Origin of the sequence: Rothia sp. CCM 9418 (assembly GCF_048512825.1) — a bacterium.
In the GTDB taxonomy this organism is placed as follows: Bacteria; Actinomycetota; Actinomycetes; order Actinomycetales; family Micrococcaceae; genus Rothia.
On record NZ_JBLXXX010000005.1, the window covers coordinates 72,384 to 98,964 of the forward strand.

General features: G+C 47.1%; 20 protein-coding genes and 2 riboswitches. Of the genes, 13 read left to right on the top strand and 7 right to left on the bottom strand.

The features are described 5' to 3' along the window. Positions 1–11: 11 nt before the first annotated feature. Positions 12–950: an ABC transporter substrate-binding protein gene (locus ACN083_RS07855; protein WP_419102289.1), complete on the top strand. Its 939-nt coding sequence runs from the start codon at positions 12–14 to the stop codon at positions 948–950. Here the strand turns inward: ACN083_RS07855 and treC are convergent. After that, positions 947–2,617 carry an alpha,alpha-phosphotrehalase gene (gene treC, locus ACN083_RS07860; protein ID WP_419102290.1) on the bottom strand — a complete coding sequence of 557 codons (1,671 nt, stop codon included), beginning with the start codon at positions 2,615–2,617 and terminating at the stop codon, positions 947–949. The genes ACN083_RS07855 and treC overlap by 4 nt on opposite strands. A 38-nt stretch (positions 2,618–2,655) precedes the next feature. Then, positions 2,656–3,381 (bottom strand): trehalose operon repressor, encoded by a 726-nt coding sequence (gene treR / locus ACN083_RS07865; protein WP_419102291.1) that lies wholly within the window; start codon positions 3,379–3,381, stop codon positions 2,656–2,658. A 384-nt stretch (positions 3,382–3,765) separates the two neighbouring features. Here treR and ilvD point away from each other — a divergent pair, with 384 nt between their 5' ends. Next, on the top strand, positions 3,766–5,628 hold the full coding sequence (gene ilvD / locus ACN083_RS07870; protein ID WP_419102292.1) for a dihydroxy-acid dehydratase: 1,863 nt from the start codon (positions 3,766–3,768) through the stop codon (positions 5,626–5,628). Between the two features lie 111 nt (positions 5,629–5,739). Here the strand turns inward: ilvD and ACN083_RS07875 are convergent, their stop codons facing one another. Both ACN083_RS07875 and ACN083_RS07880 read right to left on the bottom strand, forming a co-directional pair. After that, positions 5,740–6,030 (bottom strand): putative quinol monooxygenase, encoded by a 291-nt coding sequence (locus ACN083_RS07875; RefSeq protein WP_419102293.1) that lies wholly within the window; start codon positions 6,028–6,030, stop codon positions 5,740–5,742. A 72-nt stretch (positions 6,031–6,102) separates the two neighbouring features. Further along, on the bottom strand, positions 6,103–6,411 hold the full coding sequence (locus ACN083_RS07880) for a putative quinol monooxygenase (protein WP_419102294.1): 309 nt from the start codon (positions 6,409–6,411) through the stop codon (positions 6,103–6,105). Between the two features lie 647 nt (positions 6,412–7,058). On the opposite strand from ACN083_RS07880, the gene ACN083_RS07885 reads away from it, so the two are divergent. The 8 genes from ACN083_RS07885 to ACN083_RS07920 all read left to right on the top strand — a co-directional run bounded on the left by ACN083_RS07885 (position 7,059) and on the right by ACN083_RS07920 (position 16,255). Next, entirely contained in the window at positions 7,059–8,255 is a 1,197-nt protein-coding gene (locus ACN083_RS07885) for an RNase H family protein (RefSeq protein WP_419102295.1), read from the top strand. Positions 8,256–8,433: 178 nt separating this feature from the next. Further along, the gene (locus ACN083_RS07890; RefSeq protein WP_419102296.1) at positions 8,434–9,567 is read left to right on the top strand and encodes a trans-sulfuration enzyme family protein; all 1,134 of its coding nucleotides are present in this window, start codon (positions 8,434–8,436) and stop codon (positions 9,565–9,567) included. A gap of 47 nt (positions 9,568–9,614) precedes the next feature. Next, a complete protein-coding gene (locus ACN083_RS07895) occupies positions 9,615–10,430 on the top strand; it encodes a transporter substrate-binding domain-containing protein (RefSeq protein ID WP_419102297.1) in 816 nt (271 codons plus the stop codon). A 3-nt stretch (positions 10,431–10,433) separates the two neighbouring features. Further along, a complete protein-coding gene (locus ACN083_RS07900; RefSeq protein ID WP_419102298.1) occupies positions 10,434–11,108 on the top strand; it encodes an amino acid ABC transporter permease in 675 nt (224 codons plus the stop codon). Further along, complete coding sequence (locus ACN083_RS07905) at positions 11,101–11,850, top strand: amino acid ABC transporter ATP-binding protein (protein ID WP_419102299.1); 750 nt, start codon at positions 11,101–11,103, stop codon at positions 11,848–11,850. The genes ACN083_RS07900 and ACN083_RS07905 overlap by 8 nt, the downstream gene beginning before the upstream one ends. A 171-nt stretch (positions 11,851–12,021) precedes the next feature. Further along, a complete protein-coding gene (locus ACN083_RS07910) occupies positions 12,022–13,398 on the top strand; it encodes an O-acetylhomoserine aminocarboxypropyltransferase/cysteine synthase family protein (RefSeq protein ID WP_419102300.1) in 1,377 nt (458 codons plus the stop codon). Next, complete coding sequence (locus tag ACN083_RS07915) at positions 13,398–13,901, top strand: CoA-binding protein (protein ID WP_419102301.1); 504 nt, start codon at positions 13,398–13,400, stop codon at positions 13,899–13,901. Before ACN083_RS07910 ends, ACN083_RS07915 begins: the two co-directional genes overlap by 1 nt. Before the next feature lie 725 nt (positions 13,902–14,626). After that, positions 14,627–16,255, top strand: coding sequence for a glycerophosphodiester phosphodiesterase (locus ACN083_RS07920; protein WP_419102302.1), 1,629 nt, complete (start codon positions 14,627–14,629; stop codon positions 16,253–16,255). Between the two features lie 111 nt (positions 16,256–16,366). Here the strand turns inward: ACN083_RS07920 and ACN083_RS07925 are convergent, their stop codons facing one another. Then, the gene (locus ACN083_RS07925) at positions 16,367–17,140 is read right to left on the bottom strand and encodes a trimeric intracellular cation channel family protein (protein WP_419102303.1); all 774 of its coding nucleotides are present in this window, start codon (positions 17,138–17,140) and stop codon (positions 16,367–16,369) included. 301 nt (positions 17,141–17,441) lie between these two features. Then, positions 17,442–19,562, bottom strand: a complete 2,121-nt coding sequence (locus ACN083_RS07930; RefSeq protein ID WP_419102304.1) for an AMP-binding protein — start codon at positions 19,560–19,562, stop codon at positions 17,442–17,444. After that, positions 19,556–19,644, bottom strand: a riboswitch (SAM riboswitch). It overlaps the preceding gene by 7 nt. A gap of 175 nt (positions 19,645–19,819) precedes the next feature. Next, a riboswitch (SAM riboswitch) is annotated at positions 19,820–19,932 on the top strand. A 99-nt stretch (positions 19,933–20,031) separates the two neighbouring features. On the opposite strand from ACN083_RS07930, the gene ACN083_RS07935 reads away from it, so the two are divergent. Then, complete coding sequence (locus ACN083_RS07935; protein WP_419102305.1) at positions 20,032–21,528, top strand: LLM class flavin-dependent oxidoreductase; 1,497 nt, start codon at positions 20,032–20,034, stop codon at positions 21,526–21,528. Positions 21,529–21,607: 79 nt separating this feature from the next. Here ACN083_RS07935 and cls read toward each other — a convergent pair whose 3' ends face one another. Next, the gene (gene cls, locus ACN083_RS07940; protein WP_419102306.1) at positions 21,608–23,107 is read right to left on the bottom strand and encodes a cardiolipin synthase; all 1,500 of its coding nucleotides are present in this window, start codon (positions 23,105–23,107) and stop codon (positions 21,608–21,610) included. A gap of 196 nt (positions 23,108–23,303) precedes the next feature. On the opposite strand from cls, the gene ACN083_RS07945 reads away from it, so the two are divergent. Then, positions 23,304–24,263: a phosphoglycerate dehydrogenase gene (locus tag ACN083_RS07945; RefSeq protein ID WP_419102307.1), complete on the top strand. Its 960-nt coding sequence runs from the start codon at positions 23,304–23,306 to the stop codon at positions 24,261–24,263. Between the two features lie 458 nt (positions 24,264–24,721). Then, a complete protein-coding gene (locus ACN083_RS07950; RefSeq protein ID WP_419102308.1) occupies positions 24,722–26,470 on the top strand; it encodes an ABC transporter family substrate-binding protein in 1,749 nt (582 codons plus the stop codon). Positions 26,471–26,581 lie beyond the last annotated feature (111 nt).

Below are 26,581 nucleotides of genomic sequence, written 5' to 3' on the forward strand. Positions count from 1 at the left end.
ACTTTGTTGATATGACTGCTTCTCTTTCTCGCCGAAAAATATTTGGTCTTGCTGGTGTGGGTGTTACCTCGTTGGCGCTTTCTTCGTGTGGGCTTTCTGGAAATACTGCTTTTGGTACTGCTAACCCATCTGAGACTATTGTGGTCGGTTCAGCAGATTTTACAGAGTCTCAGATTATTGCTCAGATTTATGCAAGTGCCCTTAACCTTCGCGGACTATCGGCTCAGACACAACCAGCAATTGGTGCACGTGAGGCGTACCTTGGTGCTTTAGAAGAAGGAACTATTAGTGTTGTTCCCGACTATTCGGGTAACCTTCTTTTATATTTTGATGCTCAAACGTCTGCAACGTCTCCAGAAGAGATACTTCAAGCGTTGCCTAAGGCTTTGCCTTCTTCTTTAGCCGTTTTACAGGCTTCGCCGGCAGAAGATAAAGATACTCTGGTGGTAACAGAGCAGACCGCTCAAAAATATGGGATTCGTTCTCTTGCTGACCTCGCTCAACATCAAGATCAGCTCTCGATTGGTGCTCCTCCAGAGTTCTCTGAACGTTCTTATGGGTTAGCTGGTATGAAAGAAAAATATGGTTTCACTCCAGCCTCGTTTAACCCTATTAACGATGGTGGTGGGCCGTTAACCGTTCAAGCGTTATTAGATAATCAAGTGCAGGTTGCTAATATTTTTTCCACCGATCCGGCAATTGCTCAGAATAATTTTGTGGTTCTTGATGACCCCAAAAATAATTTCTTAGCTCAACAAGTGATACCCGTTATTAACGCTCAACATGTTTCGTATGCTGCAGCACAAGTTCTTGATGAAGTGTCTGCACTGTTGACGACGGACGACTTAATTCATCTGAATAGTCGAGTCTCTGGGCAGGAGAAAGCAAACCCTTCACAAGTGGCTCAAGAGTGGGTGGAAGAACACTTCTCCTCGAAGAAGAACGATTAGTGTTCTTTATCTGCTGAGTGCGAGTAAAGAAGCACGAGAGCTTGATAGGGTTCAAGAGTAATTGTTGATTGGGTAAGCTGCGGTTCTTCTTCACGGTTATTGAGTAGTATCTGCGCGTGAGAGAACTCTTCAGGCACGCTAATGGTGCTGTTTTTGCCGTAGAAATTGGTGATTACAAGCATACGATGTTTGTGGTCTTCACGGAAGAATGCGTAAATGTCTGGGTGCTCTAATTGATAGGGGGCATACGTTCCGCGGGCAATAACCGCGTATTGTTTACGCAGTTGAATGAGCTTCCGATAATAGGGAAGGATTCTTCCATCACGTTCTTCTTGAGCAACATTAATCTGCTGTGCGTGGGTGGGCATGAGCCACGGTTGTACGTCGCTAAAACCACCATAGGTGCTGTGATCCCACGCCATAGGTACGCGTGAGTTATCTCTTGCCTTGGTACGAACAATGTTGAAGGCTTCCACGTCGCTGAGTCCTTGTGCTCGTAGGCTCTGATAGGCGTGGTGTGCTTCAACATCTACATATTGGTTTATCTGGGAGTATGTTGGATCGACCATTCCGATTTCTTCACCTTGGTAGATATAAGGTGTGCCTCGAAGCATGTGCGTTACGGTCGCTAACATGGTGGCAGATTCTTGGCGATACTGTTGTGCATCACCAAAACGGTTGAGTGCTCTGGGCTGGTCATGGTTGTTGAAGAAGAGAGCATTCCAGCCCCCACCATTTTGCATGCGAAGAGCCCACTCGTTGAGAGTTTCTTTGAGTAACGCAAAATCAAAACGAGTGTTAGTCCACTTTTGTCCTTTGTCGTAGTCCGCTTTGAGGTGGTGGAAGCTAAAGACCATCGATAATTCGTCTCGGCTAGGTTCGGTGTACCCAATAGAATGTTCGATGGTTGTTGAGGACATTTCACCTACGGTGATGACGTTTTGATATGGTCCGAAGGTTTTTTGATGTAGCTCTTTGACCCATGAATGAACTTGTGGGGTGTCGGTGTAGAGTGTCTTATCCACGACACCAGCTGGTGCGTCGCAGAGCTGTTTATCTTTACCGATGACGTTGAGCACGTCAAAGCGTAATCCTCGTACTCCTTTGTTGAGCCAAAAGTTGACGATGTTAAAGAGTTCTTCACGCACATTAGGGTTGTGCCAGTTGAGGTCTGCTTGGGTTTTATCGTAGAGGTGCAGATAGTAGAGCCCGGTTTTTCCGAAGGATTCCCATGCTGGTCCACCAAATTTAGATTCCCAGTTGGTCGGTAGTGAACCGTCTTGTTGTGGTGCTTGGATGTAAAAGTAGTCGTGGTATTTTTTCTCTCCAGCGAGTGCTTTTTGAAACCACGGGTGTTCGGTTGATACGTGGTTGAGCACCATATCAAACATGACATCGATATTGTGGGCGTTGAGTTTTTGGATGAGTTCTTCAACATCCTCCATGGTGCCCATGCTTGGGTCGATATTGTAGTAGTCGGAGATGTCGTATCCGTTATCGTGTTGTGGGGAGACGAAGAACGGGTTAAACCACACCATATCGATTCCTAATGACGCGATATAGGGTATTTTTTCGATAATTCCGCGGATATCTCCGATACCGTCGCCGTTACTATCGTAAAAAGATTTTGGGTATATCTGATAGATGGTGCGTTCTGTCCACGGCATAGTTAGTGGTATGGCGAAGGTCGCCTACTCCTTAGCGGTTAGTGGTGGAATCGTTGTCGGCGTGCAAAGTCTTGGTACACAAATTTATCGGCGCGGTGGCGTGATTCGGTGAATTGGAATGTTGTGGTGTCTTCAAGGCTTGTGACCGTTGTGGTAACACCGACGTATTCTCCGGCGGCTAGGTTCAGGCGTTCGCGGTCATCGATTGTTGCTGGTTCGATTTTGATTTGTTTACTGGCATAAGAGATAGCAAGCCCTAATGTGTCTTCAAGGTAGGTGAAGAGGGACTCTTCTGCAACGTTGCGCGGAATGCTCGGCACCACTGAACACAGAATATAGTTTCGGTCAATAATGGAGGGTTCCCCATCAATATAGTGCACGGTTTCTAGGTAGTAATAGGGACCGGTGGGGAATGATGGGGTAATAGACCTAAAGATATGTGGTGGGTGGTGAACTTTTTCGCCGCACGATATAACTTTGCTAGAGAAGCTAAAACCGCTGATATTTGCAAGTTCTTGGTAACTAGCGATAAAGGATACGGGAAGCGCATATTGGGGTCGGTTAATGACGATGGATCCTTTACCCATAATTTTTTGGATGTACCCGCGGTTGGTCAGGAGAGCTAAGGCTTTACGAGCTGTTTCGCGTGAAACTCCGTAATGTTCTGTGAGCTGTTTTTCGCTGGGTAGGAGGGATCCTACCGAGTAGGTGCCATCATCAATCTTTGTTGACAGGTCTTGATAAACACGCTCATATTTTCCCATCGATCGATTACCTCTTCATGGTGTGTGTATGCGTCGAAAACTGCTGCTAACACTCATATAAAAGGTGGGAAGGATATAGCCATGAGTGCTTGGCAGTACAGCACAAGTTTAGGTGTGCTTTATAAGAGTGTCTACGTGTTAACTAAGCGTTACGTACTTTGGGGCATATAAGAGTTTTTGACATATTTTTTTCATTTTAACGCAATATTATGCTACAGGTACGGACAATTGGATAGCTGTTGTATCCTCAACACATATTGGAAGCTAAGACTAGCGCAGCAATATTCTCGGAATATGAGTACTTCACGGGAAGAAATTGAATGATTGCCCAGAAGCAGGCGTACACTTGAGGACAGTCACCACAGAACATAAGGAAGAAGAGCTATGCCCGAATTACGTTCACGTACTTCTACCCACGGTCGTAACATGGCTGGTGCACGCGCACTATGGCGTGCTACCGGAATGGGCGACGAAGACTTCGGGAAACCCATTATCGCCATCGCAAACTCGTTCACACAATTCGTTCCAGGGCATGTCCACCTCAAAAATATGGGACAACTCGTCGCCGGCGCTATCGAAGAAGCCGGCGCTGTCGCAAAAGAGTTCAACACCATTGCTGTAGATGACGGAATTGCCATGGGACACGATGGAATGCTCTATTCCCTTCCCTCACGAGACCTCATCGCAGATTCCGTAGAATACATGGTCAACGCGCACCGAGCAGATGCCCTCGTCTGCATCTCTAACTGCGACAAAATCACACCTGGAATGCTCCTTGCCGCAATGCGCCTTAACATTCCTACAATCTTTGTCTCCGGTGGGCCAATGGAATCCGGAGAAGGTATCGAAGACATCGTAGAACACCGCCTCGACCTTGTTGACGCTATGGTGATGGCCGTTGACGAATCAGTCTCCGATGAAGCTCTCGCACAAATCGAAAAGAATGCTTGCCCCACCTGCGGGTCTTGTGCCGGCATGTTTACCGCAAACTCCATGAACTGCCTCAACGAAGCAATCGGACTAGCACTACCCGGTAACGGCACCACTCTTGCGACCCAAATTGCTCGCAAAGAACTTTTCCTCAATGCCGGAAAAACCATCGTTGAGCTCACTAAACGTTATTATGAGCAAGACGACGATTCCGTTTTACCTCGTTCTATCGCCACAAAAGAAGCTTTCGAAAATGCTATGGCACTAGACGTCGCAATGGGAGGATCGACCAACACCGTCTTACACATTCTTGCTATTGCCCACGAAGCAGAAGTAGATTTCACCCTCGACGATATTGACGCTATCTCACGACGTGTCCCGTGCTTAGCAAAAGTAGCCCCAAACTCCACCAAATACCATATTGAGCATGTTCACCGTGCTGGAGGAATTCCTGCTCTCTTAGGTGAGCTATACCGTGCTGGGCTACTGAACACCAACGTTCATTCTGTCCATTCTGAATCTCTAGAACAATGGCTTAACACATGGGATATTCGTTCCGGAAAAGCAAGTGAACAAGCGCAAGAACTTTTCAAAGCTGCACCTGGTGGTGTCCGCACAACAGTAGCATTTTCTACCGCAAATCAATACGAATCTCTCGAGTACGATGCGCAGAACGGGTGTATTCGCTCTGTTGAACATGCTTACACCAAAGACGGTGGACTTGCTGTACTACGTGGCAATATCGCTCAAGACGGAGCCATCATCAAATCTGCTGGCATTGATGAAGAACTTTTCCATTTTATTGGCAAAGCTTTTGTTGTGGAATCTCAAGATGAAGCAGTACGAGAAATTCTTTCAAAGAATGTTCAAGCCGGCGATATCGTGGTCATTCAATATGAAGGCCCCAAAGGCGGCCCCGGTATGCAAGAAATGCTCTACCCCACCTCGTATCTTAAAGGTCTTGGACTAGGAAAAACCTGTGCGCTCATCACAGACGGAAGATTCTCTGGCGGCACATCGGGTATCTCTATCGGACATGTTTCTCCTGAAGCTGCAGCAGGTGGAGCGATTGGACTAGTGGAAACAGGCGACGAAATTGAGATTGACGTTTCTCGCCGTATTTTGCGTGTTAACCTTTCGGACGAGGTTCTTGAACAGCGTCGCGCTCGCAAGGGTGCTGTTCCGTGGAATCCTTCAAAACCGCGAGAGCGTCGCGTATCAAAGGCGCTTCGCGCCTATGGCATGATGGCCGCTTCTGCTGATAAGGGTGGCGTGCGTATTCTTCCGCCGGAGTACAGCGACGAGACTTCTGTCTAAAAAATATTTTTAGCTCAACATAAAGGGTGGGGTGGCACAGACATAATGTCTGTGCCACCCCACCCTTCTTCGTGCTCTGTTTCTCTCATCCTTGAGGAACAGTGCTAATTTTTAGAAGTCGTAGACGCTTACCTGTAGGGGCTCTGCGAGGTATTCTTCCCACTCACCAACAGCTGTGGTGAAGTGCTCTTTGCCCATGTGCTCTTTGAGTGCGTCATGAGATTCCCAGCGTTCGATGAAGGCGTATTCGCCTTCGGTGCCTTCTTCTGAGAGAGTTCCAAAGTCGTAGCTGATGAGTCCTTCATCGTTGGAGCGTGTTGCTTCTACGAGGGTGTGTGCAGATTTTTCGAATGCTTCGATAGATTCTGCTTTGATGGATACTTTGGCAAAAACACCAATCATGGTTTTGCTCCTAACATGAGAATGGTTGGGATGTGGCTCATATTATGTGGTGTATTTAGAGCCTAACAGCAGTTAGGACGCTGTGGGAAGCTCATAGATGGTAATTTGCATGGGAGATGCTAGAAGGCGCTGGCATTGTTGGTCAGCTTTTTTGAAATGCTCAGTATCCATATGAGTTTCGAGGTCTTCGATGGACTCCCATCGTTCGATGAATGCGTATTCTCGGTGTTCTGCCGGTTGTTCTTCGGTGGCTAGTGACCCAAAGTTATAGCTGACCATACCTTGTTCTTCTTGAGCTTTGTCAACAAGGTGCTGCGCTATTTTTTCAAACTCTTGGGCATGGGTGGTTTTAATGATTGCTTGTGCGTACACGCCGATCATGATGCTCCTTAAAGTATATGGGTGTTTGGTTCCTTGTGTGTGGGGTATCAACCTATCACCGCTTGAGGCTGATGACGAGGGGCGTATCAGCACGTGGGACATTCCATGATAGCTGTCTGCGGATATTCTGTCTTTTTGCTCTTGCAGAGAAAAAGTGTTGATTCGTTCACATAGAAAAGATATAAAAGATATATATGGGATAACTGTTTTAAAGAACGTAAGGGGGTAGAAATTGGTTATATGCTTTGTCGTATCTCGAGGACAAGCTACTGCTCTAAGTTCTCATAAGAGCGGTTCACGCGATGTTCTGTTCGCTGTTTTTTAGACCTCATGATACAAGCGCCTGTTTTGAATACACGCGCAACGCTGAGAAAACACCTGATAGCAATATTACGTAGCTAGGTGTGGATATATGTGCAAACGATAGTGCGATGACTCAACAACCATACGTAAAGCCTTAAGAATGAGGCACCTCTACTAGTCTTTACCCTAAATATTGAATAATTTTCTTGCACCTGCGTAGTGTTTTATCAGTAAAAATCTTAACGATTTATCAGCGCATCATAAGGAGCGGGTTAGCCGCTCGACAGATGGCATCACGCCACATATTTAATGATGGAACATTCCAACTTAAGGAGGTGGAGAAGATGAAAATATCACCAGCACATATTAAAAAAACTACGCTTACATGGGAAGCCCCAGACTATACATCCTCGTATCCAGAAGGGTTTATAGACTTAGGAGTAGCTGTTATCGCGCTCTTAATGGAATCAATTCAAGAAAAAGGACGATGTTATACAGGGCTGTCATGTTTGATATTTATTTCCCGTGAGAACGGTGATCGAGAAATACTTGAGATTGAGCCGGTGACGGACTCTTGTTCTCATTCACTTTTAGAGCCATGCGATGAGGCACATGTTCGCATGATTGGCAGAGCGATTCTTAAATGTTGGGAGTATATCCCAGCGCTCTATAAGAATAATTTGGTGACGGTTACTGCTCATGTGCGCTATTTGAAGCTTCTTTTTCAGCAGTTTCCAACGTTACGCACCATTATGCAGTATCGTCCTATCGATAAATTATTGAATCCTCAAGACTCATATTCTTTGGGGGAATTACATATCCGGTTGACGAGTGATTGTGACCGAAAAATTCTGGATGAGCATATTCAGCGTGCTGCCGAGATAGCTCGTCAGGAGAAAGAAGAAGACCAACGTGAACGTCCTGTAGAAGAATTACCCGTATATGAGGTTTTTACAGACTGTTCTTTCCGCGCTTCAAAGAACAAGCAGTATTCTCGCGGCGGTCGTATGGGTATCGGTGGTGTCAGCGAAGAAGGCTTCTACTTCCATTTGCATTATGATGCGACGAATATTATGACTGGTGAGCTTTCTGCCATGTTGGCAGCATTTAATATTTTTTATCACCCTGGGCGTCAGCTAGTGATTCATACTGATTCTTTGGGGGCTTTGACGTTTGTCTTGCGTCTTGCCCATAACCGTTGCTCTTTTGAGAAATGGGTAAATGAGGGTGTTCAAGATCATTTAGTTGTTGCTGAGATGATGAAACTCACTGAAGCGATTCGTGATTATCGTGTGATTGTTAAACATATTCCGGGACATTCTGGGCATGGTCTTCAAGAGTCCTCGGATTCTGTGTCGAAGATGCATCGTCATTTTCCGGGGCAGGTGGTTGCTAAGGGGTATGTTCACGCTTTCAACCAACGGTGTGAGTCGATTATTGTGGCGTTGACTGATTGTGAAAGGGCTGTGCGTTTGCAGTGTCCTTCGTGGGTTCAGATTCGTCCTTCTGCTATTCACGCGCGGAACCGTTTTTGGCGCTGAGGTTGGCAATAAAAAATTAATACTTTTGGAGGAATATATTTTTTGCCCATAAAAAACACGGTTGGCTAGTGGAAATAATCTTCGTAACAATTGCGTCATAAAAACTCGTCAATTTGACTGCTGAGGATATAGGCTTGTTCTCACAACGATAACGCACGCCTACACCTCAGGAGAAAACATGGCAGGGTTCACCACACGAGCAATACATGCCGTACATAACCTCGAAAAAAATGCCATAGTTCCTCCTATCTATCTAGCCTCCACCTTCATACAACCTAGCGACGGAACACCCGGAGAATACGAATACCAACGCGGTTCAAACCCCACCAGAACCGCCGTAGAAACTACATTGGCGCAACTTGAAAACGCACAATACAGCTACGTGTACTCCTCTGGAATGGGAGCAAGCTCCGCCGCACTAGGACTCGTACGCAACGGCGAAACACTTCTGATGGGAATGCCCAGCTACGGCGGAAACTACCGCTTTGCCACCATAGAACTTCCCAAACGCGGAGCACACGTCAAATTTATTGCAGACTTCACGACCCTCTCCGATGAAGACTTTTCAGATAACGTCACCATGGTGTTCCTCGAAACGCCCACAAACCCCACCCTCAAAGTCAGCGACATTACACGTATCAGCCAGATTGCACACCGAAACGGGGCCATCGTCGTCGTCGACAACACCTTCTTAACCCCATACCTGCAACGACCCCTCGAACTCGGCGCCGACATCACCGTACAATCAGCCACAAAATACCTATCTGGACATGCTGACCTCCTCGGCGGAGTCGCCTCAACAAATAACCCTGAGCTAGCTGAAGAACTTCACAAAGCACAACTCATTCTCGGTGGAATACTCCCGCCTGCAGACTCCTACCGTCTACTCCAAAACGTTAAAACTCTCGGCCTACGCCTAGAGCGCCAACAAGAGAACGCACAACGCCTCATTCAAGCCATCAAGAAACACCCCGCAGTAGACTGTATCCTTTACCCCGGCTCTGCAAGCGCAGAAGAAACAAAAATTCAATCTCAACAAGCACAAGGCCAAGGCGCAGTATTCTCCTTCATCCTTGCAGAAGGACACGATATCCAAAAATTCATCGAAGCCCTCAACATCTTCAGCTTTGCTGTAAGCCTTGGCGGTATTGAATCTCTTGTATGTCTACCTGCAACAATGACTCAAGGCGCTTACACCCAAGAACACCTTGACATGTTTGGAGTGCACCCACGGCTTATCCGAGTAGCCGTAGGAATCGAAGATTACGAAGACCTGCTCGAAGACTTCACCACAGCACTCAACGCATCCTAAAAATTTCTATCCCATATAAAAATCAACAACACCGTGAGGAATAACCCATGAAAAACACCCTGAACAGACGCTCTGCCATCGCCCTGACCGGAGCCCTCAGCCTAGCCGGATTACTCTCCGCATGCTCATCCTCCCAACCGGCGCAAAAAACCAACCGTCTGGAACAGATTAAAGAACGAGGCACTATCCGCATCGGCATGGAAGGAACTTACCGCCCCTGGAATTACCACGATGAATCCGGAAACCTCGTCGGCATGGAAAAAGAAATCGGAGACCTCATCGCCCAAGACCTAGGTGTTAAAGCAGAATATGTTGAATCGCTCTGGGACTCGCTCATCGCAGGAGTAGACGCAGACCGCTACGACATCGTCATCAACAATGTTTCCCCAACAGAAGAACGACAGAAAAAATACGACTTTTCTACCACCTATGTTCGTTCAGAAGGCAAAGTAGCTGTTCTTGACTCTTCAGAATTGCGCAACATCTCTGACATCCCAGGGCATACCGCAGCCTCATCTGAAACCTCAAACTTCCGTACACTCCTAGAAGCTGCCGGAGCGCGCATCGTCACCGTCACCGGCTTTGACGAGGCTATCGAACAAGTCCTCTCCGGACGTGTAGACTGCTGCGGTAATGATGCTGTCACCTTCCAAATCTACAAACAACAGCACCCCGAAGCACCTATTCGACTTCTTGACGGGCAACTCGGCGGAACCTCAGAAGCTGCAATTCTCATGCCTAAGGATCAACCAGAACTCAAAAAAGCTATCGACGACTCCTTAGAACGTCACCTCACCAACGGCGACATCAAAGCCATCTACGAAAAATACGTGGGTATAGACCTCACCCCTAAAAACTCATAAATTATGGACCACTTTTTAAACCTCTGGACAGAATCCTTACCTCAACTACTCATCGCAACCATTCAAGTCACCATCCCATTAGCAGTTGTTTCCTTCATCCTTGCACTGCTGATTGGGCTGGTGGCAACCGCCCTAAGAACACATCGCTTCTTCCTTCTCCAATGGATGTCACGAGGATATGTATGGTTCTTTCGAGGGACACCGCTGCTTGTTCAGCTATTCCTCATCTTTTATGGTCTACCTAAAATAGGAATCACTTTTGACCCGTGGACGGCAGCCATCGTTGCCTTAAGTCTAAATACTGGTGCCTATGTTGCAGAAACATTTAGAGCAGCGGTGGCATCTATCCCACGTGGACAATTTGAAGCAGCACAAACGCTGAACTTCACACGTCAACAAACATTACGACATGTTGTTATTCCTCAAGCTACACGTATTGCTTTACCACCATTAGGTAATGACCTCATTGACTTAGTAAAAGGTACTTCACTTGTTTCAACCATCTCTTTGATTGACCTTTTCCAAGCAGGAAAACAAGTAGCGGCACGAACCTTTGAACCATTAGCAATGTATGTTGAGGTTGCACTGATATATCTCATAATCTTTACCGCTCTTTCTGCGGTGCAAAGAGTCCTCGAAAAACGTAGTAGCCGGTACATTAGGAGTTCCCATGCTTAGTGTCAAAAACATCTCAAAAAGTTTCGGGGAACAGACCATCCTCAAAAACCTCTCTTTCGATGTGCATGATGGTGAAACTACCGTAATTCTTGGCCCCTCTGGATCTGGTAAATCAACATTGCTACGCTGCTTAAATCTTCTTGAAACACCAGAAGAAGGAACGCTAACAATCGGTTCTGATACGGTCAGCCTGAGCAAAAATCTTGAGACGGAAGACATTCGCCGAATTCGGTCACACTCTGCGATGGTCTTTCAACAATTCAACCTTTTTGCTCATTACACCGCACTCAAAAATGTGGCTTTAGCTCCCGTGCTCAACGGCACCCTGAGCGCTGAAAAAGCTGAAGCTCTTGCTAGTGAACTACTCGACAAAGTAGGAATGAAACATCGCGCGGACGCGTACCCAGACCACCTTTCAGGAGGTCAGCAGCAACGTGTCGCCATTGCTCGTGCCTTAGCCGTAAATCCGGATTATCTACTTTTTGACGAACCAACAAGTGCACTAGATCCCGAACTAGAAGCCGAAGTGATTAGAGTCCTGATTGCTTTGGCGAGAGAGAACCGCTCTTTAGTTGTGGTCACCCATAATATGGCGTTCGCTCAGAAAGTTGCGGACCGTATTATTTTCTTAGACCAAGGAGAAATAGTGTACGAGGGAGCCCCATCTGGGTTCTTCAACTCAAGTTCAGAGCGTATTCAAAAGTTCTTGAATATTTATGACACTACGGACTATCACATCTAGATGATGTTCCTGTGTGAGGTTATAACGTAACTTTTAACGATAAAAACTCAATAAAACGCAATATCAGCAATGTGCCGTCACGATGGTGCATTGCTGATGTGCATCAGCCAAGATAGGGGTACGTCTTGTGACGGGTTGACCCGTCAGTGTTACATCATTTGAGGAGATACCGTGGCTGAACATACCTTTGGTTTTCGCACTCGTGCCCTCCACGCCGGAGCTACCCCTGACGCGATCCACGGGGCGCGCGCCGTCCCGATTTATCAGACAAGCTCTTTTGTTTTTGACGACGCACAAGATGCCGCCAACCTTTTTTCTCTCCAAAAATACGGCAACATCTATTCACGTCTTGGAAACCCTACTGTTGCTGCTTTAGAAGAACGTATCGCTTCTCTTGAAGGTGGTCTTGGAGCTGTCGCCACAGCTTCCGGAATGGCCGCCGAGTTCATTACCTTTGCGGCTCTTTGCCAAAGCGGAGACCATATTGTTGCCTCTTCTCAACTATATGGTGGGACGATTACTCAGCTTGATGTCTCTTTGCGAAGATTCGGTATTGATACGACTTTTGTGTCAGGAACTGACCCCCAAGATTTTGAGAATGCAATTCGCCCTGAAACGAAGGCTCTCTACACCGAAGTTGTCGCTAATCCTTCTGGAGAGATAGCTGACCTTGAAGGTCTTGCCGCTATTGCACACTCTCACAACATTCCTTTGGTGGTGGATGCGACGCTCTCAACGCCGTATCTAATTCGTCCACTAGAACATGGTGCAGATATTGTGATTCATTCGATGACGAAATTCCTTGGTGGTCACGGGACAACTCTGGGCGGTATTGTGGTGGAATCTGGCCGCTTCAACTGGGCTAATGGAAAATTTCCTACAATGACAGAACCAATTCCCTCTTATAACAACATCTCATGGTGGGGCAACTTTGGGGAATATGGATTCTTAACGAAGCTGCGTTCTGAACAGTTACGTGACTTTGGCCCGTCTTTAAGTCCTCAAGCAGCATTTAACTTGCTTCAAGGCGTTGAAACTTTAGCTCAGCGGATGGACGCCCATCTGGAGAACACTCAAGGCCTTGTTCAATGGCTTGATGAAGATGCCCGTATTCGCTATATCAATTATGCTGGTCTTGCTCATCATCCTCATTATGAGAGGGCGCAGAAACTTCTGCCTTTAGGGGTTGGGTCTGTGTTTTCCTTTGGTGTTGTTGCAGGCGCTGAAGATTCTGCTCGTGAAGTTGGTGCGCGCTTTATTGAGAATCTTCAGTTAGCTTCACATTTAGCGAATATTGGTGATGCAAAAACGCTTGTATTGCATCCTGCATCAACAACTCATCAGCAGCTCAGCGCGGAGCAACTTGACGCTGCTGGGGTAGGGGAGGATTTGATTCGTATTTCTGTGGGGTTAGAAGACCTTGATGACATTGTATGGGACTTAGATCAGGCGCTGAGTGCCGCAACGGGTAAAGACCATTATGGGGCAAAGATTCTGCGAACCCAAGAATCATTATCACAGGGTAATTCTGCTCAGGAGGTGCGTTAATGTCTACGAAGCGTACGTGGGAAGCACCATCTGCTGTGCAACGTTTAGGGATTCTTCGTCGTAGTCGCAGTGTCGCTATTGTCGGTATGAGCGATAAAGTTTCACGCTCATCATATTTTGTGGCAACGTATTTGAATTCTTCTGCCGATTACCAGCTCTTTTTTGTGAACCCCCTGTTAGCGCAGAAAGGGAAACAGGTGTTAGGGCAGAAAGTGTATGCTACTTTGGCGGATTTGCCTGAAGCTCCTGATATTGTTGATATTTTTCGCCGCCATGAGGATCTTCCTGATGTGGTGCGTGAAGCGATTGCGGTCGGCGCTCAAACCGTGTGGATGCAATTAGGTTTGTGGAATGAAGAAGCCGCCGAGATTGCCCAGCAGGCTGGATTGCATGTCGTGATGGACCGGTGTATCAAAATTGAGCATGCCCGTTTTCATGGGGGTTTGCATCTTGCCGGTTTTAATACTGGTGTGGTCAGTTCACGCCGTCAAATAACAGCATAGTTTTCTTGAGATACATAAAAGACTCATGTTCCTTCTTGCGTTGAGGAGCATGAGTCTTTTATGCTTGTTGTTTCTTACGCGGTGGAAGGTGCTGACATGACCTTCCCCAAAGTATGTCAGCACCTTCCTGCGTAGATGTGAACTACCGATTCTCTTCCCCAAGAAAACCTCTGAGAATAATTCTTATAATGATTCTCATACGTGGTATGTCCACAGATGATTACCGCAAGAAGCGGCCGCAAATATTTAAATATTTGACGTTAGAGATTATACGGTAATTGTTCTCTAGAGTATCTCGACACGATGACGAATATCATTATTAATTGAACTTTAAATCAATGACGTCGCAGGTCAGATCAAAAATAAAGATTTTTAAAATAGTGAAACTTTTTTGCAGAGTGTTGTCTAAAGTATCTACGATGTATTATCGTGGTTTCAGTTTTGACAGCTTTCATGATCAACTCTAAAACTGAAAATTTTTCTTTGAAAACTATTGGTAAAATAAAAAAGTTTTGAGAATCAAATAAGTAACTCTGTGTTTTCCTCAAAAGAATCCTTGCCATAATCAGGGAAGAACCTGAACTAGAAAAACATCACGAGATAAAACTCATCAAGAACATTATCTGAGAGAATAATCTTTCCAGATACCGTATCTGGTAAAAACTAACTGACCACATTACCCTTATACCCAAGGGCCCTATAACCTCATATTTTAGAAAGTCTCCATGTCGATACCACAACATTCTCATGGCTTATCCCGTCGAACCGCACTCCGCTGGGTAGCCGGAGCCACCACAACACTCGGACTCAGCGCCGCCACAACAACAGCCTACGCAGAAGAACAGAACCACACCGCAGAAGAACAACCACAACCAACACTCGTTGAACAGTTCCTCTCACAAGAACAATTCGTCATAGCCCACCGTGGGGCAGGAGACGTCAACCCTGAACACAGCGCCTACGCCTATCAACAAGCCATCCTCAAAGGCGCTCAAGCTGTAGAAATATCAGTGCGTACCACCGCCGACGGAGAACTCGTCTGTATGCACGACAACGCACTACGCCGCACCACCACCGAAAAAACAGGGTACGTCAGCACAAGTACCCTCGCCGAAGTTAAACGCCCTCTCATTGATATGAGAGACTTCCTCGGACCTAACACACCCCTCGTACACATCACCACCCTCGAAGAAGCCCTCGGCGTCATCCTCGCAACCGAAGCCGGCGGCCCCTACCAATCCGTAGGCGGCTCCGCTGTTCTCTTCATTGAAGCTAAAGACTCTGCCGGTCAACCCAAGCTGCTAGAACTCCTAACTGCCCGCGGTATGCAAGACCAAGTCGTCATTAAAATGTTCCGCAACGGTAAAGGCGAATTCGACGGCAACAACGGCTTCATTCGGTACGCAAAAGAAGCAGGATTCACCACCTGGTGCTACTTCGACGCACACGATTCCTTCGAAGACATTGCGCAATTAGCATCATCAGATAACGTCGACATGCTGGGAGTGCCCTTCTTCGAAACCGTCATTGGACGTACTGAAAGCTCCATGAGCGACGAAAAAATATCACAAATTATCAATCTCGGAAAACCCGTTATCGTCTGGGAAACCCACCGTCGTTGGGTACAAGAACATTTTGCATCCCTAGGTGTTCGCGGATTCATGTCGCCAGACCCCTTCTGGCTCAGCGGAAGAACAACAAGCCCCAACCTTGCCCTAGAACAAGGCAGACGACTACACGGCATGCTACCGGCTGGACAACAAGATGTTGTGAACCTACCCCGCTGGGAAAACGGTGAACTCGTCCATCAACAAGCCTATGACGACTCTATCCTTCTAGGCCCATTAGCTCACCGCACATCCACCGCTGATAGTTACGTCATCAACTTCACGATGCAGTGGAAAGACGCCCTCCCTCAAACAACATGGCAATACGGTTATCTTGCCTTCGGGCGAGAAGACGATTCAGCCTTTGGTATCGCCGCAAAATTCGATACCACAAACTCTCGTGGCGGCGGATACATCGTAGCTATTCGCCCCGGTGCATCCGTCATCGATGAAAACGGTGCATACGTTTCAGGAGATGTCGTTCAGCTACTACGTGTTGACGCTGGATCAGCGCACCTAACACCACTAGTAACCTTGCGCCCTCGCACACCTTTTGTTGCAGGTGAGGATATTCGTGGCAAAATTATCGTCCGACCATCAAACATCATTATTGATGTTGCGGGGGCGCGTTCTACGCCCATCGCCGATACGACATATCGCGGAGCATACGTTCATTTTGGGCGTTATCAAGATGCTGCACACGGCGGAGCTCTCGCTTTGAGTAACGTCGTCACCTACAAAATTTAGGGATATCGACGGCTAAAACCTCTTACCATCCACAACACCTCAACCCTATGCAGAACCCCGCAGACTAGCTGCGGGGTTCTGCATATATCACCGTTAAAAACAGGTATGTCATTACTTGTGTGATGTTCTTTTGACCTGGCTCATCGGAATAACTTCTAAATTCTCGGTAAGAGGATTCCCCGGCGTCCAGCCTTCACCAGCAATCGTATGAGTCTCAGGTTTTTTACGTCTGAAACGTGGTCGAGGAACAGAAAGCTTAACAGGCTCCGGCAACTGCCAACGCCTCGTGTGCGCAAGAAGCCCAAAAACTAGACACGAAATAATGGATATGCCCATCCCAATATTAGGAGAAGAAAAAAGTGTCGTACATAGAGCAGTCTCTGCCGCGCCAACAACCGCTACTGTCGCATAGAGAGAATTACCTCCCAAGATAGCTGGAATACGGTTGACCATCATATCTCGCAATACGCCACCGCCCACCGCGGTCACCACACCAAGGGCAATAGCCGGAAGCCAATGAAGCCCAATACCTAAAGATTTAATAGTTCCTGTAGCGGCCCAACAACCCATACCCAGAAAATCCACAACAACTAAAACACGGTTAGCCCAACGACTCCCCAAATCAATACAGTACGCTAACAATGCTGAGATGAGAGCACCCGCCCAATACGCAGAATCAGTCAATGCAACGGGTAAACCAGTGTTAAGAAGAACATCACGGATTAGCCCTCCACCCATACCGGAGAGCACCGCTAAGAGAATAAAACCTACAACATCAAAGCGGAATGCGCGAGCAACTGCGCCACCGAGCAAACCATTAGCAACAACTGCTGCTACATCGACCACTCTAAAGAGCACGCTTGGATCCCATACCTGCATACGCATGCCTCTTTCTGACGTTTCATATCGATAGAATGACTTCAATAAATACCGATACATGCTACAGCATGTACAGACCACCGGTACAGGTAGTATTGTCCGAAAGGGCGGCTTACCACACACGGTAAGCCGCCCTTTCACGAACATTGTTTTTAAAGCGGATAGTAAGGATATTCTTCGATGAGAGCATCTCGCATAGAGGTTCTTAGGATGAAAGACTCCAACCACGCAAATAATCATGTGATGTTAGTGAATTAGTACACTCGCATCTCGATACTGTTGAAACAACCATGATTTTTGCCTGCCCTCATGAGCAAGACAAAACCTGAGCGATATCCCGCAACGCCTCATCATTTTGCAAAGACGACGTATCTCCTAGAGGTTTCCTCTCATACAACTGAGACAACAAACGACGAGTAATCTTCCCTGAACGAGTCTTAGGAATCTCAGCAACCGCCACCACATCTTTAGGCTTTGCAATAGGGCCAATCTCAGAACGAATATGCAACTCCAACACCTTACGTAGCTCAGAAGAAGACAACGCCTTACCCTCATCACTAAGTGTCACAAAAGCTACTGCTTGATGCCCCGTCAACTCATCCTCAACAGGACAAACACCAGCCTCAACTACAGCCTCATGACGTACTAAAGCTGACTCAATTTCAATCGTCGAAAGACGATGCCCCGAAATATTAATAACATCATCAATCCTGCCCAGAATATAAATATCCCCGTCCTCATCTTGCTTTGCGCCATCTCCAGCCAAAAACCAGCCACGCTCCCCATAATGTCTCCAATAAGAATCAAGATAACGCTGAGGATTTTTCCACACAGTACGAGCCATCGACGGGCCCACTTTATCAACCACAATGAACCCTTGAGCTCCCGTCTGAACCGGCTCACCGTGCTCATCAACAACACGCACAGAAACCCCCGGAATAGCACGAGTAGCACAACCTGGTTTGACAGCTATACCTGGAGTACCCTGCTCAAAAGTCCCCTCAGGCGCAAACTGAGGATCATGCGGACGAGGAGAACAGATCGTTGAACCTGTCTCAGACTGCCACCACGTATCAATAAAGGAAGCACGACCAGAACCAATATGCTCACGTAACCAATACCAAGCTTGTGGATTAATCGACTCACCCACAGAACCCAAAAGACGAACCGACGAAAAATCATATTTTCCAGGCTCTGGGCCATGCGGGAAAGCCCCCATCAACGAACGAATCAACGTTGGCGCCGTGTAATAGTTTGTGACACCATAGCGTTCAATCATTTCAAAATGCCGTTCAAAAGTAGGAGTATCAGGTGTACCTTCAAAAATTACTTGACTTACGCCATTGACCAACGGCCCATATATCTCATAAGTATGAGCTGTCACCCACGCCAAATCGGCTGTACACCAATGAACAGTATCCGCAACTTTTTGCCGATTATTACGAGTAGCTAACTCATCAGGACGAAGCACACCATCAGCATCAACAATATCGGGTAATAAATCATAAAGTAACGCATGAGAATACGCCGTCTGCGTCAAATACCCGCCCATAGTATGAACAAGACCCTTAGGCTGGCCCGTTGTCCCCGACGTATAAATAATAAATAACGGATCTTCAGCATCATGCAATGGGTAATCATGCGTATCTGGAACACCCTCAATCAAATCGTGATACCAAACATCTCGCCCCAAACACCACGGAACACTCTGTCTTTCCTGCTCGGTAGCTGAGGTACGGTTCACCACCACCACATGCTCAATATTATTCTCAGACGAACACGCCTCATCCGCTATCGACTTGACCGGAACAACCTTACCCCGACGATTCTGACCATCAGTTGTAATTAATACCTTGGCACCGGTATCCTCTACCCGAAACTTCAAAGCCTCCGCCGAAAAACCGCCAAAAACAAGAGAATGAATCGCCCCAATACGCGCACAGGCAAGAGCAAAAATAATAGTTTCAGGAATCACCGGCAAATAAACAACAACACGATCACCCTTAACCACACCCAAACGCTCTAAACCATGTGCCGCCTGAGCCACACGGCGTTGCAACTGAGCATAAGTGATAGCTTCACGATCACCAGGTTCACCCTCAAAGAAAAGCGCAACCTTGTCGCCAAAACCTTGCTCTACATGCCTATCCACACAGTTATAGGCAACGTTGAGCTGACCACCCTCAAACCACTTAATCGTTGGAACAGAAAATTCTTGAACACCATCTTCACGAACGTCTACTAAACGAGGAGGAATAAACTCATGCGTTTTATCCTCATCCCATAGCTTCCCCCAACTAAGACGTTCTCGCGCCTGCCTTGCCCAAAAATCAATACGTTCTTGATCTGAAACATCTGCCGGATTCTGCACCTGATTTCGAGGGTCTGAATAAGAAAAAGACGAACAATACGACATCGATACTCCCATCGTTTCTGGCGTTAGCACCACCGCATAAGCGAGGTTGCTGCGACGTCTTAGAGCCAGGTCTCTCAGTCGCTCTGGATGGTTTAGACGAGTTCTACCGTAATACCTTCCGTACACATTCATCTAGACGTTACTTTCCATTGCCAGCAGATGAACACATGACGTTGCATAGAGTCATATTCCTTAGCGAACGTCACCCACCGCAATAAACACTGAAGCTCTTGGGTACCAAGAAGAACTTTTTATAAGCTAAACCCAGCGATCACGAGTTCCAACGTCAAGCTCTGGCTCGTTGGACGGCAACCCTCTTTCCGTAGCGGGGTGCCCCAGATGAAGATCCGGCTCAAAATAATCACAACGGCAAATACGGCGCCTATGCGTCGGGCATATCAACACCGAAAAATATGGTTTTCGACATGCCACGCCTCATAGAGGAGGGCTCTCTCCTCTAAGAACGCAAAGGAAAAAACTTATGGCAACTCATACCGCCACGACAGAACAACCCACTACGACACCGTCTTCTTCTAAAAAACGTATCGTTGTCAATGCGTTTGATATGACAACAACAAGCCACCAAAGCTTCGGCTTATGGCGTCACCCGCGCTCGCGAGCCGATGAATATAACACCATTAAATATTGGACAGATTTAGCTCAAGTGTGCGAAAAAGGGCTTTTTGACGCGGTCTTTATCGCTGATGTGGTGGGCGTATACGACGTATATAAGGATTCTGTTGCACCCGTACTTTGTGATGGTGCACAGGTACCGGTAGGTGACCCGTTCTTACAGATTTCGGCGATGGCAGCAGTCACGGAACATCTTGGTTTTGGAGTGACAGCTGCCGTGACGTATAACCAGCCTTATACTTTGGCTCGTTCTTATGCGACGTTAGATCATTTAACGGGTGGTCGTGTTGGTTTTAACGTGGTGACTTCTTATCTTCAATCTGCGGCAGAGAATCAGGGGCTTGCCGGTCAGATTGAGCATGATGAACGATACGAAATTGCTGACGAGTTTCTCGACGTTTGTTATAAGTTGTGGGAAGGCTCTTGGGAAGACGGAGCGGTGCTACGTGACCGTCAGCGCGGGATTTTCGCAGATCCTGAGAAAATTCATCCTATCTTGCATCAGGGCAAGTATTTTCAAGTTCCTGGAATTTCTTTGACCGAGCCGTCTGTTCAGCGTACTCCCGTTATTTTTCAGGCTGGTGCGTCTTCTCGCGGTCAGGCTTTTTCGGGGAAACATGCCGAGGCGATTTTCATTTCTGCGTTACGTCCAGATTTGACTAGGCATGTGACCTCTCGTATCCGTGATGAGGCTGAACGTGCCGGTCGGCGTCGTGATGATGTGAAGATTCTTGCCATGCTTTCGGTGGTAGTTGACGAGACAGACGAGAAAGCACAGCAGAAGTATCAGGATTATTTGAAATATGTGGATGTAGAGTCTTCTCAAGGGATTATTGGTGGTTGGTCTGGTGTTGATCTTTCAGCATTTGATGAGGACGAGATTCTTGAGTATGTCAAGACGGAATCCATTCAATCCTTTTTGACACCTTTTACCTTGCAGTCTCAGACGACGAAGTGGACTCGTGCTGATATTGCTCGTCATTGCGCTATCGGTGGTATGGGTGATGTAATTGTTGGCTCTGCTCAGACTGTCGCCGATGAGTTGGAGCGCTGGATTGACGAGGGAGATTTAGATGGTATCAACCTTGCCTACCATGTATCTCCTGGCTCTTTTGAAGATTTTGTGGAGTTTGTTGTTCCTGAGCTTCAAAAGCGTGGCCGGTATCGCACAGAGTATGAGGGGAATACATTACGTGAGAATCTTTTTGGTGTGGGGCATACACGTGTGAATGAGCGTCATCCTGCGGCAGCATATCGTGGCGCTTTTGCTGGTGGTCCTAATGCTGCTGACACTCCTGCCCGTCAGTTTTTGAGCTTGGCTCAGAATCAGGCAGAGCGTTTATAAGAGTTTTTCTTCTGGTAATGATTCGCAATGTTAGGGTTCTCTTTGGTGTAGGGGGTATATCAGAGAGAACCCTAATCTTTTAAAGGAGCGATGACCAGAGCCTACAGATATTTTCTACGACCTTGATACGGTTGGGGCGGGCAACCCATTCGTCGTATCGGAGGGTTTTGCATTGAGAGATGTATTCTTCAGAGATGCTTTCTAACTCTTTAACCATTCCTGTATCGACGATGAAGGTGGATACTTCGAGGTTGAGCGCAAATGAGCGCGGATCCATGTTTGATGATCCAATGAAGGTGAGATGGTCATCTACAAACATGTATTTTGAGTGCAATACGGTTGGCCCGGGATATTGTTTGATGTTGACTCCGGCGTGGAGAAGTTTCTCGTAGTAGGAGCGTTGAGCCATATTGGGTAGGAACTGGTCTCCTTTTTCGCAGACGATGAGGGTGACATCAATTTTTGATAGTGCTGCATTGGTGAGTGCTTGTAAGAGTGTTTCTTCTGGGACGAAGTAGGGGGAGCAGACGACGATGCGTCGTTCTGCATTGTAAATGAGGTAGTTGATGAGGCGTAGGTTGTTTTCCGTTTCGAATCCGGGGCCCGATGGAACAATTTGTGCCAACATTCCGCTGTGTACACGGGGAATAGCTGTTTCGATTTCGTTCAGTGGTAGTTCTCGTGTTTCGGAGTACCAGTCTGAGATGAAGACGGCGTTAAGTTCTTCAACAACGGGGCCGGTGCATGAGAACGTAAGGTCTTGCCAGACGAGTCCTTTTTTGAGGTTGGCAGGTAGATTGTAGGAACGGTCGATAGCGTTTTGTGAGCCGGAGAATGCGATGCGTCCGTCGACAATGACGATTTTGCGGTGGTTACGTAGGTCTGGTCGTTGCCATTTACCTTGGAATGGTTTCAGGGGCAACATGAGTTGCCAATTGATTCCGGAGTCGTCAAGGAGTTTGCAGAGTTTTTTCCAATTGGGGTATTTTCGAGAGCCCCAATGGTCAATCATGATTTTGACCAGTACTCCGCGTTGGTGTGCTGCAAGAAGCGCATCCCATAGCGGTTTGGTGGTGTTGTCGTAGGCGGCAATATAAAACTCGAAGTGTACGTATCGTTCTGCCCGATTGATTTCTTCTGTCATCTGTCGGATAGCTTGGTGGTTATCTTTGATGAGTGTGAAAGTGTTGCCACCGACGAGGGGGAGTGCTCCGAGCTTGTAGTTGAGGTTCGCTGCTACTCGTGCTGGTTCAGGGAGTTCTCCATGTGCTCCGAGGACGGAACGGGATTCTTCATCAGCATTTTTGGATGCGAGTATCTCTTTCATCATGTCGTTGATGGTGCGTTGTCGGATTCTTCGGTGTCGTGGTAGTCGGGAAGATCCAAAGAGCAAGAAGGCAACAAACCCGATATATGGGACGAGGAATATTGCCATGAGCCAGCCGAGAGCAACCACGGGTTTGCGGTTATAGGGTAGCCAACAGATTGCGATAATACGTAAGGTGATATCGAGGATGAAGAGTGTTAACGCTAACCACGTAGGTAGATGGGCTAGTCCAAAGATGTTAAGAGGGTCCACGAGAGTTATTCTATAGAAAGTTTTTCAGGTTAGAAGAGTGTATTTTCTTATATTTCTTCGGGGTATGTGTGTTGGTTGGGTGGATGTATTTGTCGTAACTTGGGTGTTGATATTTTTATTCTGTGTGCTCTAAGACATAATCTAAGAAGAGTGCCTTACGGCATGTTTAATTTTCTCGTGATATGGAAGATTTGATATGAAAATCCTTGCTCCTACCATTATTCCTTTGGACGTTCAGAAGCTTGGTCTTCAGGCAGAAGATACGCTAGTTTCTTATGACCCTACTGAGCTTTTACCTGCAGAGCACTATGATGCCGATGTCATGATTAGCTGGGGTAATACTAATGAACAGTTGCAAGATGCAGCGAAGAATTTATCTCAGGTGAAGTTGGTTCAGGCTCTTCTTGCTGGACCTGATCAGGCTCGTGCGGCTGGTTTCCGTGATGAAGCGGTTATCTGTTCTGGTATTGGCTTGCATTCTTTGACCGTTGCTGAGCATGCGCTGGCTTTGACATTAAATTTTGTGCGTTTCTTGCCGTTACTCTCTGAGGAGCAAGATAATTCTCGTTGGGCGGGGGAGTTAGGTGGTCCTCAGGAGCTTCATCCTGCGGATAAAGTCACAACTCTTTTGGGTGCTCGTGTTTTGATTTGGGGTTTTGGATCTATCGGTCAGAGCACAGCCCGCTTATTTCAGGCCTTTGGTGCTCAGGTGCAGGGTGTGGCGCGTTCTGCTGGTGAACGATCTGGTTTCCCTGTGATTGCTGTTGATGATATTGAACAGTACTTGCCTCAGACTGATATTTTGGTGATGATTCTTCCGGCTGCTGCTGAGACGGAGAATGCGTTGAACGAACAGCGTTTGGAGTTGTTGCCTTCTCGCGCATTTGTGGTGAATGTTGGTCGCGGTGTCACTGTTGATGAGGATGCGTTGATTGCGGCGTTGGAGAGTGGTTCTATTGCTGGTGCTGCGGTTGATGTGGTGAAGCAAGAGCCTTTGCCTTCGGATTCTCCTCTATGGGGTACGAAGAATTTGGTGATTACTCCTCATTCGGCTGGTGGACGTCCTGTGAATCCTGAGGAGCTGATTGCGCATAATCTTTGTGCTGTGCGTGCTGAGGTTAGTGGCGAAACTGCTGATTATCGTAATAAGATGTAAGGCTTGCTGTATGAAGCCGGCGGGGTGTTTTCTCGCCGGCTTCTGTGTTTTAAGTGTCCACTATGTGTACACCACGCCTGTTTGTATGTTAATTCCATATTATTTTTTGGGCTTGGAGAGGGTGTTAAACGGCACTTAAAAAGAACATAAATCTTTTACGAAGAAAATAACTAATTATTGATGTAACCCATATAAAACCTAGTCAAATGATATTTATTGATTTGATTATTTGGGATTAAAGAGGGTTGCTTGTGTTTGGTAATAAAAATTTTACCTTTATTTAGCTTTTTCTCATCATATGAATAAAGATTCGTTTTAGGGTATCTTCATGTACAACTGGTTAAGTTTTGTTTACAATGAAACTTACATGTGTTTCCAGTCACTTAGGTTGCCTGTCGTTCATCTACGATGAGCTCTGGTAGTCGCACACAACATCTCATATTGAAAAAGGAGAAGGAATGCGCATTTCACGTAGATCCTCCATCATCGGCTTCGCAGCCGTATCCGCTCTTGCACTATCCTCTTGTGCAAGCACCGGAAACAATGCAAGCTCATCTTCTGGGGATAAGGGTTCAAAATCTGTCTCAATGGCAATCGTGAACACCTTCAGCTCCCTCAATAGCAATTCTGCTGACGGTAACGTCGACACCAACGGCATGATTACTAACATGACCACCTCCGGTTTCTACTCCATCAACAATAAGCTTGAGGTTGTACATAACGACTGGTTCGGAACCTACGAGGAATCCGATAAAGGCGACGGCATGGAAGTTAAGTACACCGTTAAAGACGACATGAAGTGGTCTGACGGCAATGAAATCGGTGAAGGTGACCTCCTCTTGGCATGGGCTGTTCTTTCCGGACACTTCGACGACGCCGAAAAAGACCTCACCTACTTCTCCTATGCTGGCGACACCGCTGGTCTAGGCAACGCTGGCGTTCCCGTTCTCTCTGACAACGGAAAGACCATTACCTTCACCTACCCACAGAAGTTTGCTGACTGGGAGGTTGCATACGACCTAATCGCTACCCCCGCTCACGTCGTAGCTAAGCTCGCAGGCATGGACGAAGATAAGCTCGTAGAGGTTATCAAGAACGCTAAGCCCGGCGAAGAAAACGCAGACCTACGTAAAATCGCAGACGCATGGAACACCGGCTTCAACACCACCACCATGCCAAGCGAAGACCTCATCGTATGCAACGGCCCATACAAGCTTGACGCTGTTGTCGAAAACCAGTCTGTTACTCTCGTTGCTAACGATAAGTATCAAGGCCCTAACAAGCCTAAGATTTCTGAAATTACCCTTAAAATTCTTCCTGATGCGGCAGCTCAGATTCAGGCATTGAAGAACGGCGACGTAGACGTCATTAATCCTCAGGCATCTATCGATACTGTTTCTCAGGCTAAGGCTTTGGACAACGCAGAAACTCACGTTGCACCAGACCTTTCCTACGATCACCTCGATTTGAACTTCCACTCTGAGGTCTTCAAAGATGAGAACGTTCGTAAAGCATTCTTGCTCACCATTCCTCGTCAGGATGTTGTCGACAAGCTCATCAAACCGATGCAGCCAGATGCAGTCGTTCTCAACTCTGAACTATTCGTTGTATCACAGGGTAAGGTCTATGAAGATGCTGTGAAGCAGAACAACTCCAGCGATTACCCCATTACTGACCCTGAAGCAAATATTGCTAAGGCTAAAGAACTTCTCAATGGTGCAACACCTACCGTGAAGATTCTTTACAACAACAAGAACAGCAACCGTGAAAATACCTTCCAGATGATTAAAGAAGCAGCTGGTAAGGCAGGCTTCAAGGTTGAATCTCTCGGCTCTGAGCAGTGGGCTAGCGAACTTTCCAAGGGTAAAGAAGGCTACTACGATGCTTCTATCTTCGGTTGGGTTTCCCCTGGCGTCGGACACGAATCCCTCGGACAGATTTTCGCAACCGACGGCGGATCTAACTTCACCGGTTACTCCAATGCAACCGTTGACGAAGATGCTAAGAAGGTTATGAGCACTGTTGATAAGGGCGAAATTGAAAAGGTTACTATCCAAGCTGATGGTGAGCTCTTCAAGGACGGTTACGGCCTACCTCTCTTCCAGAGCCCAAGCCTCGTTGCTTACAACAAGTCCATCACCGGTATTGAGCCTAAGCCAGGTCAGTACCCTGCTACCTGGAACGCAGCTGATTGGGACATCAAGTAACAACGGCTCATCTTATCTAGGTGCAGCGTTCTTTGTATAGCGCTTAGCACTGAGTGCTATACGCCAACGGCGGCGTGGATGCTCATCTTCTTGGGCATCCACGCCGTACGT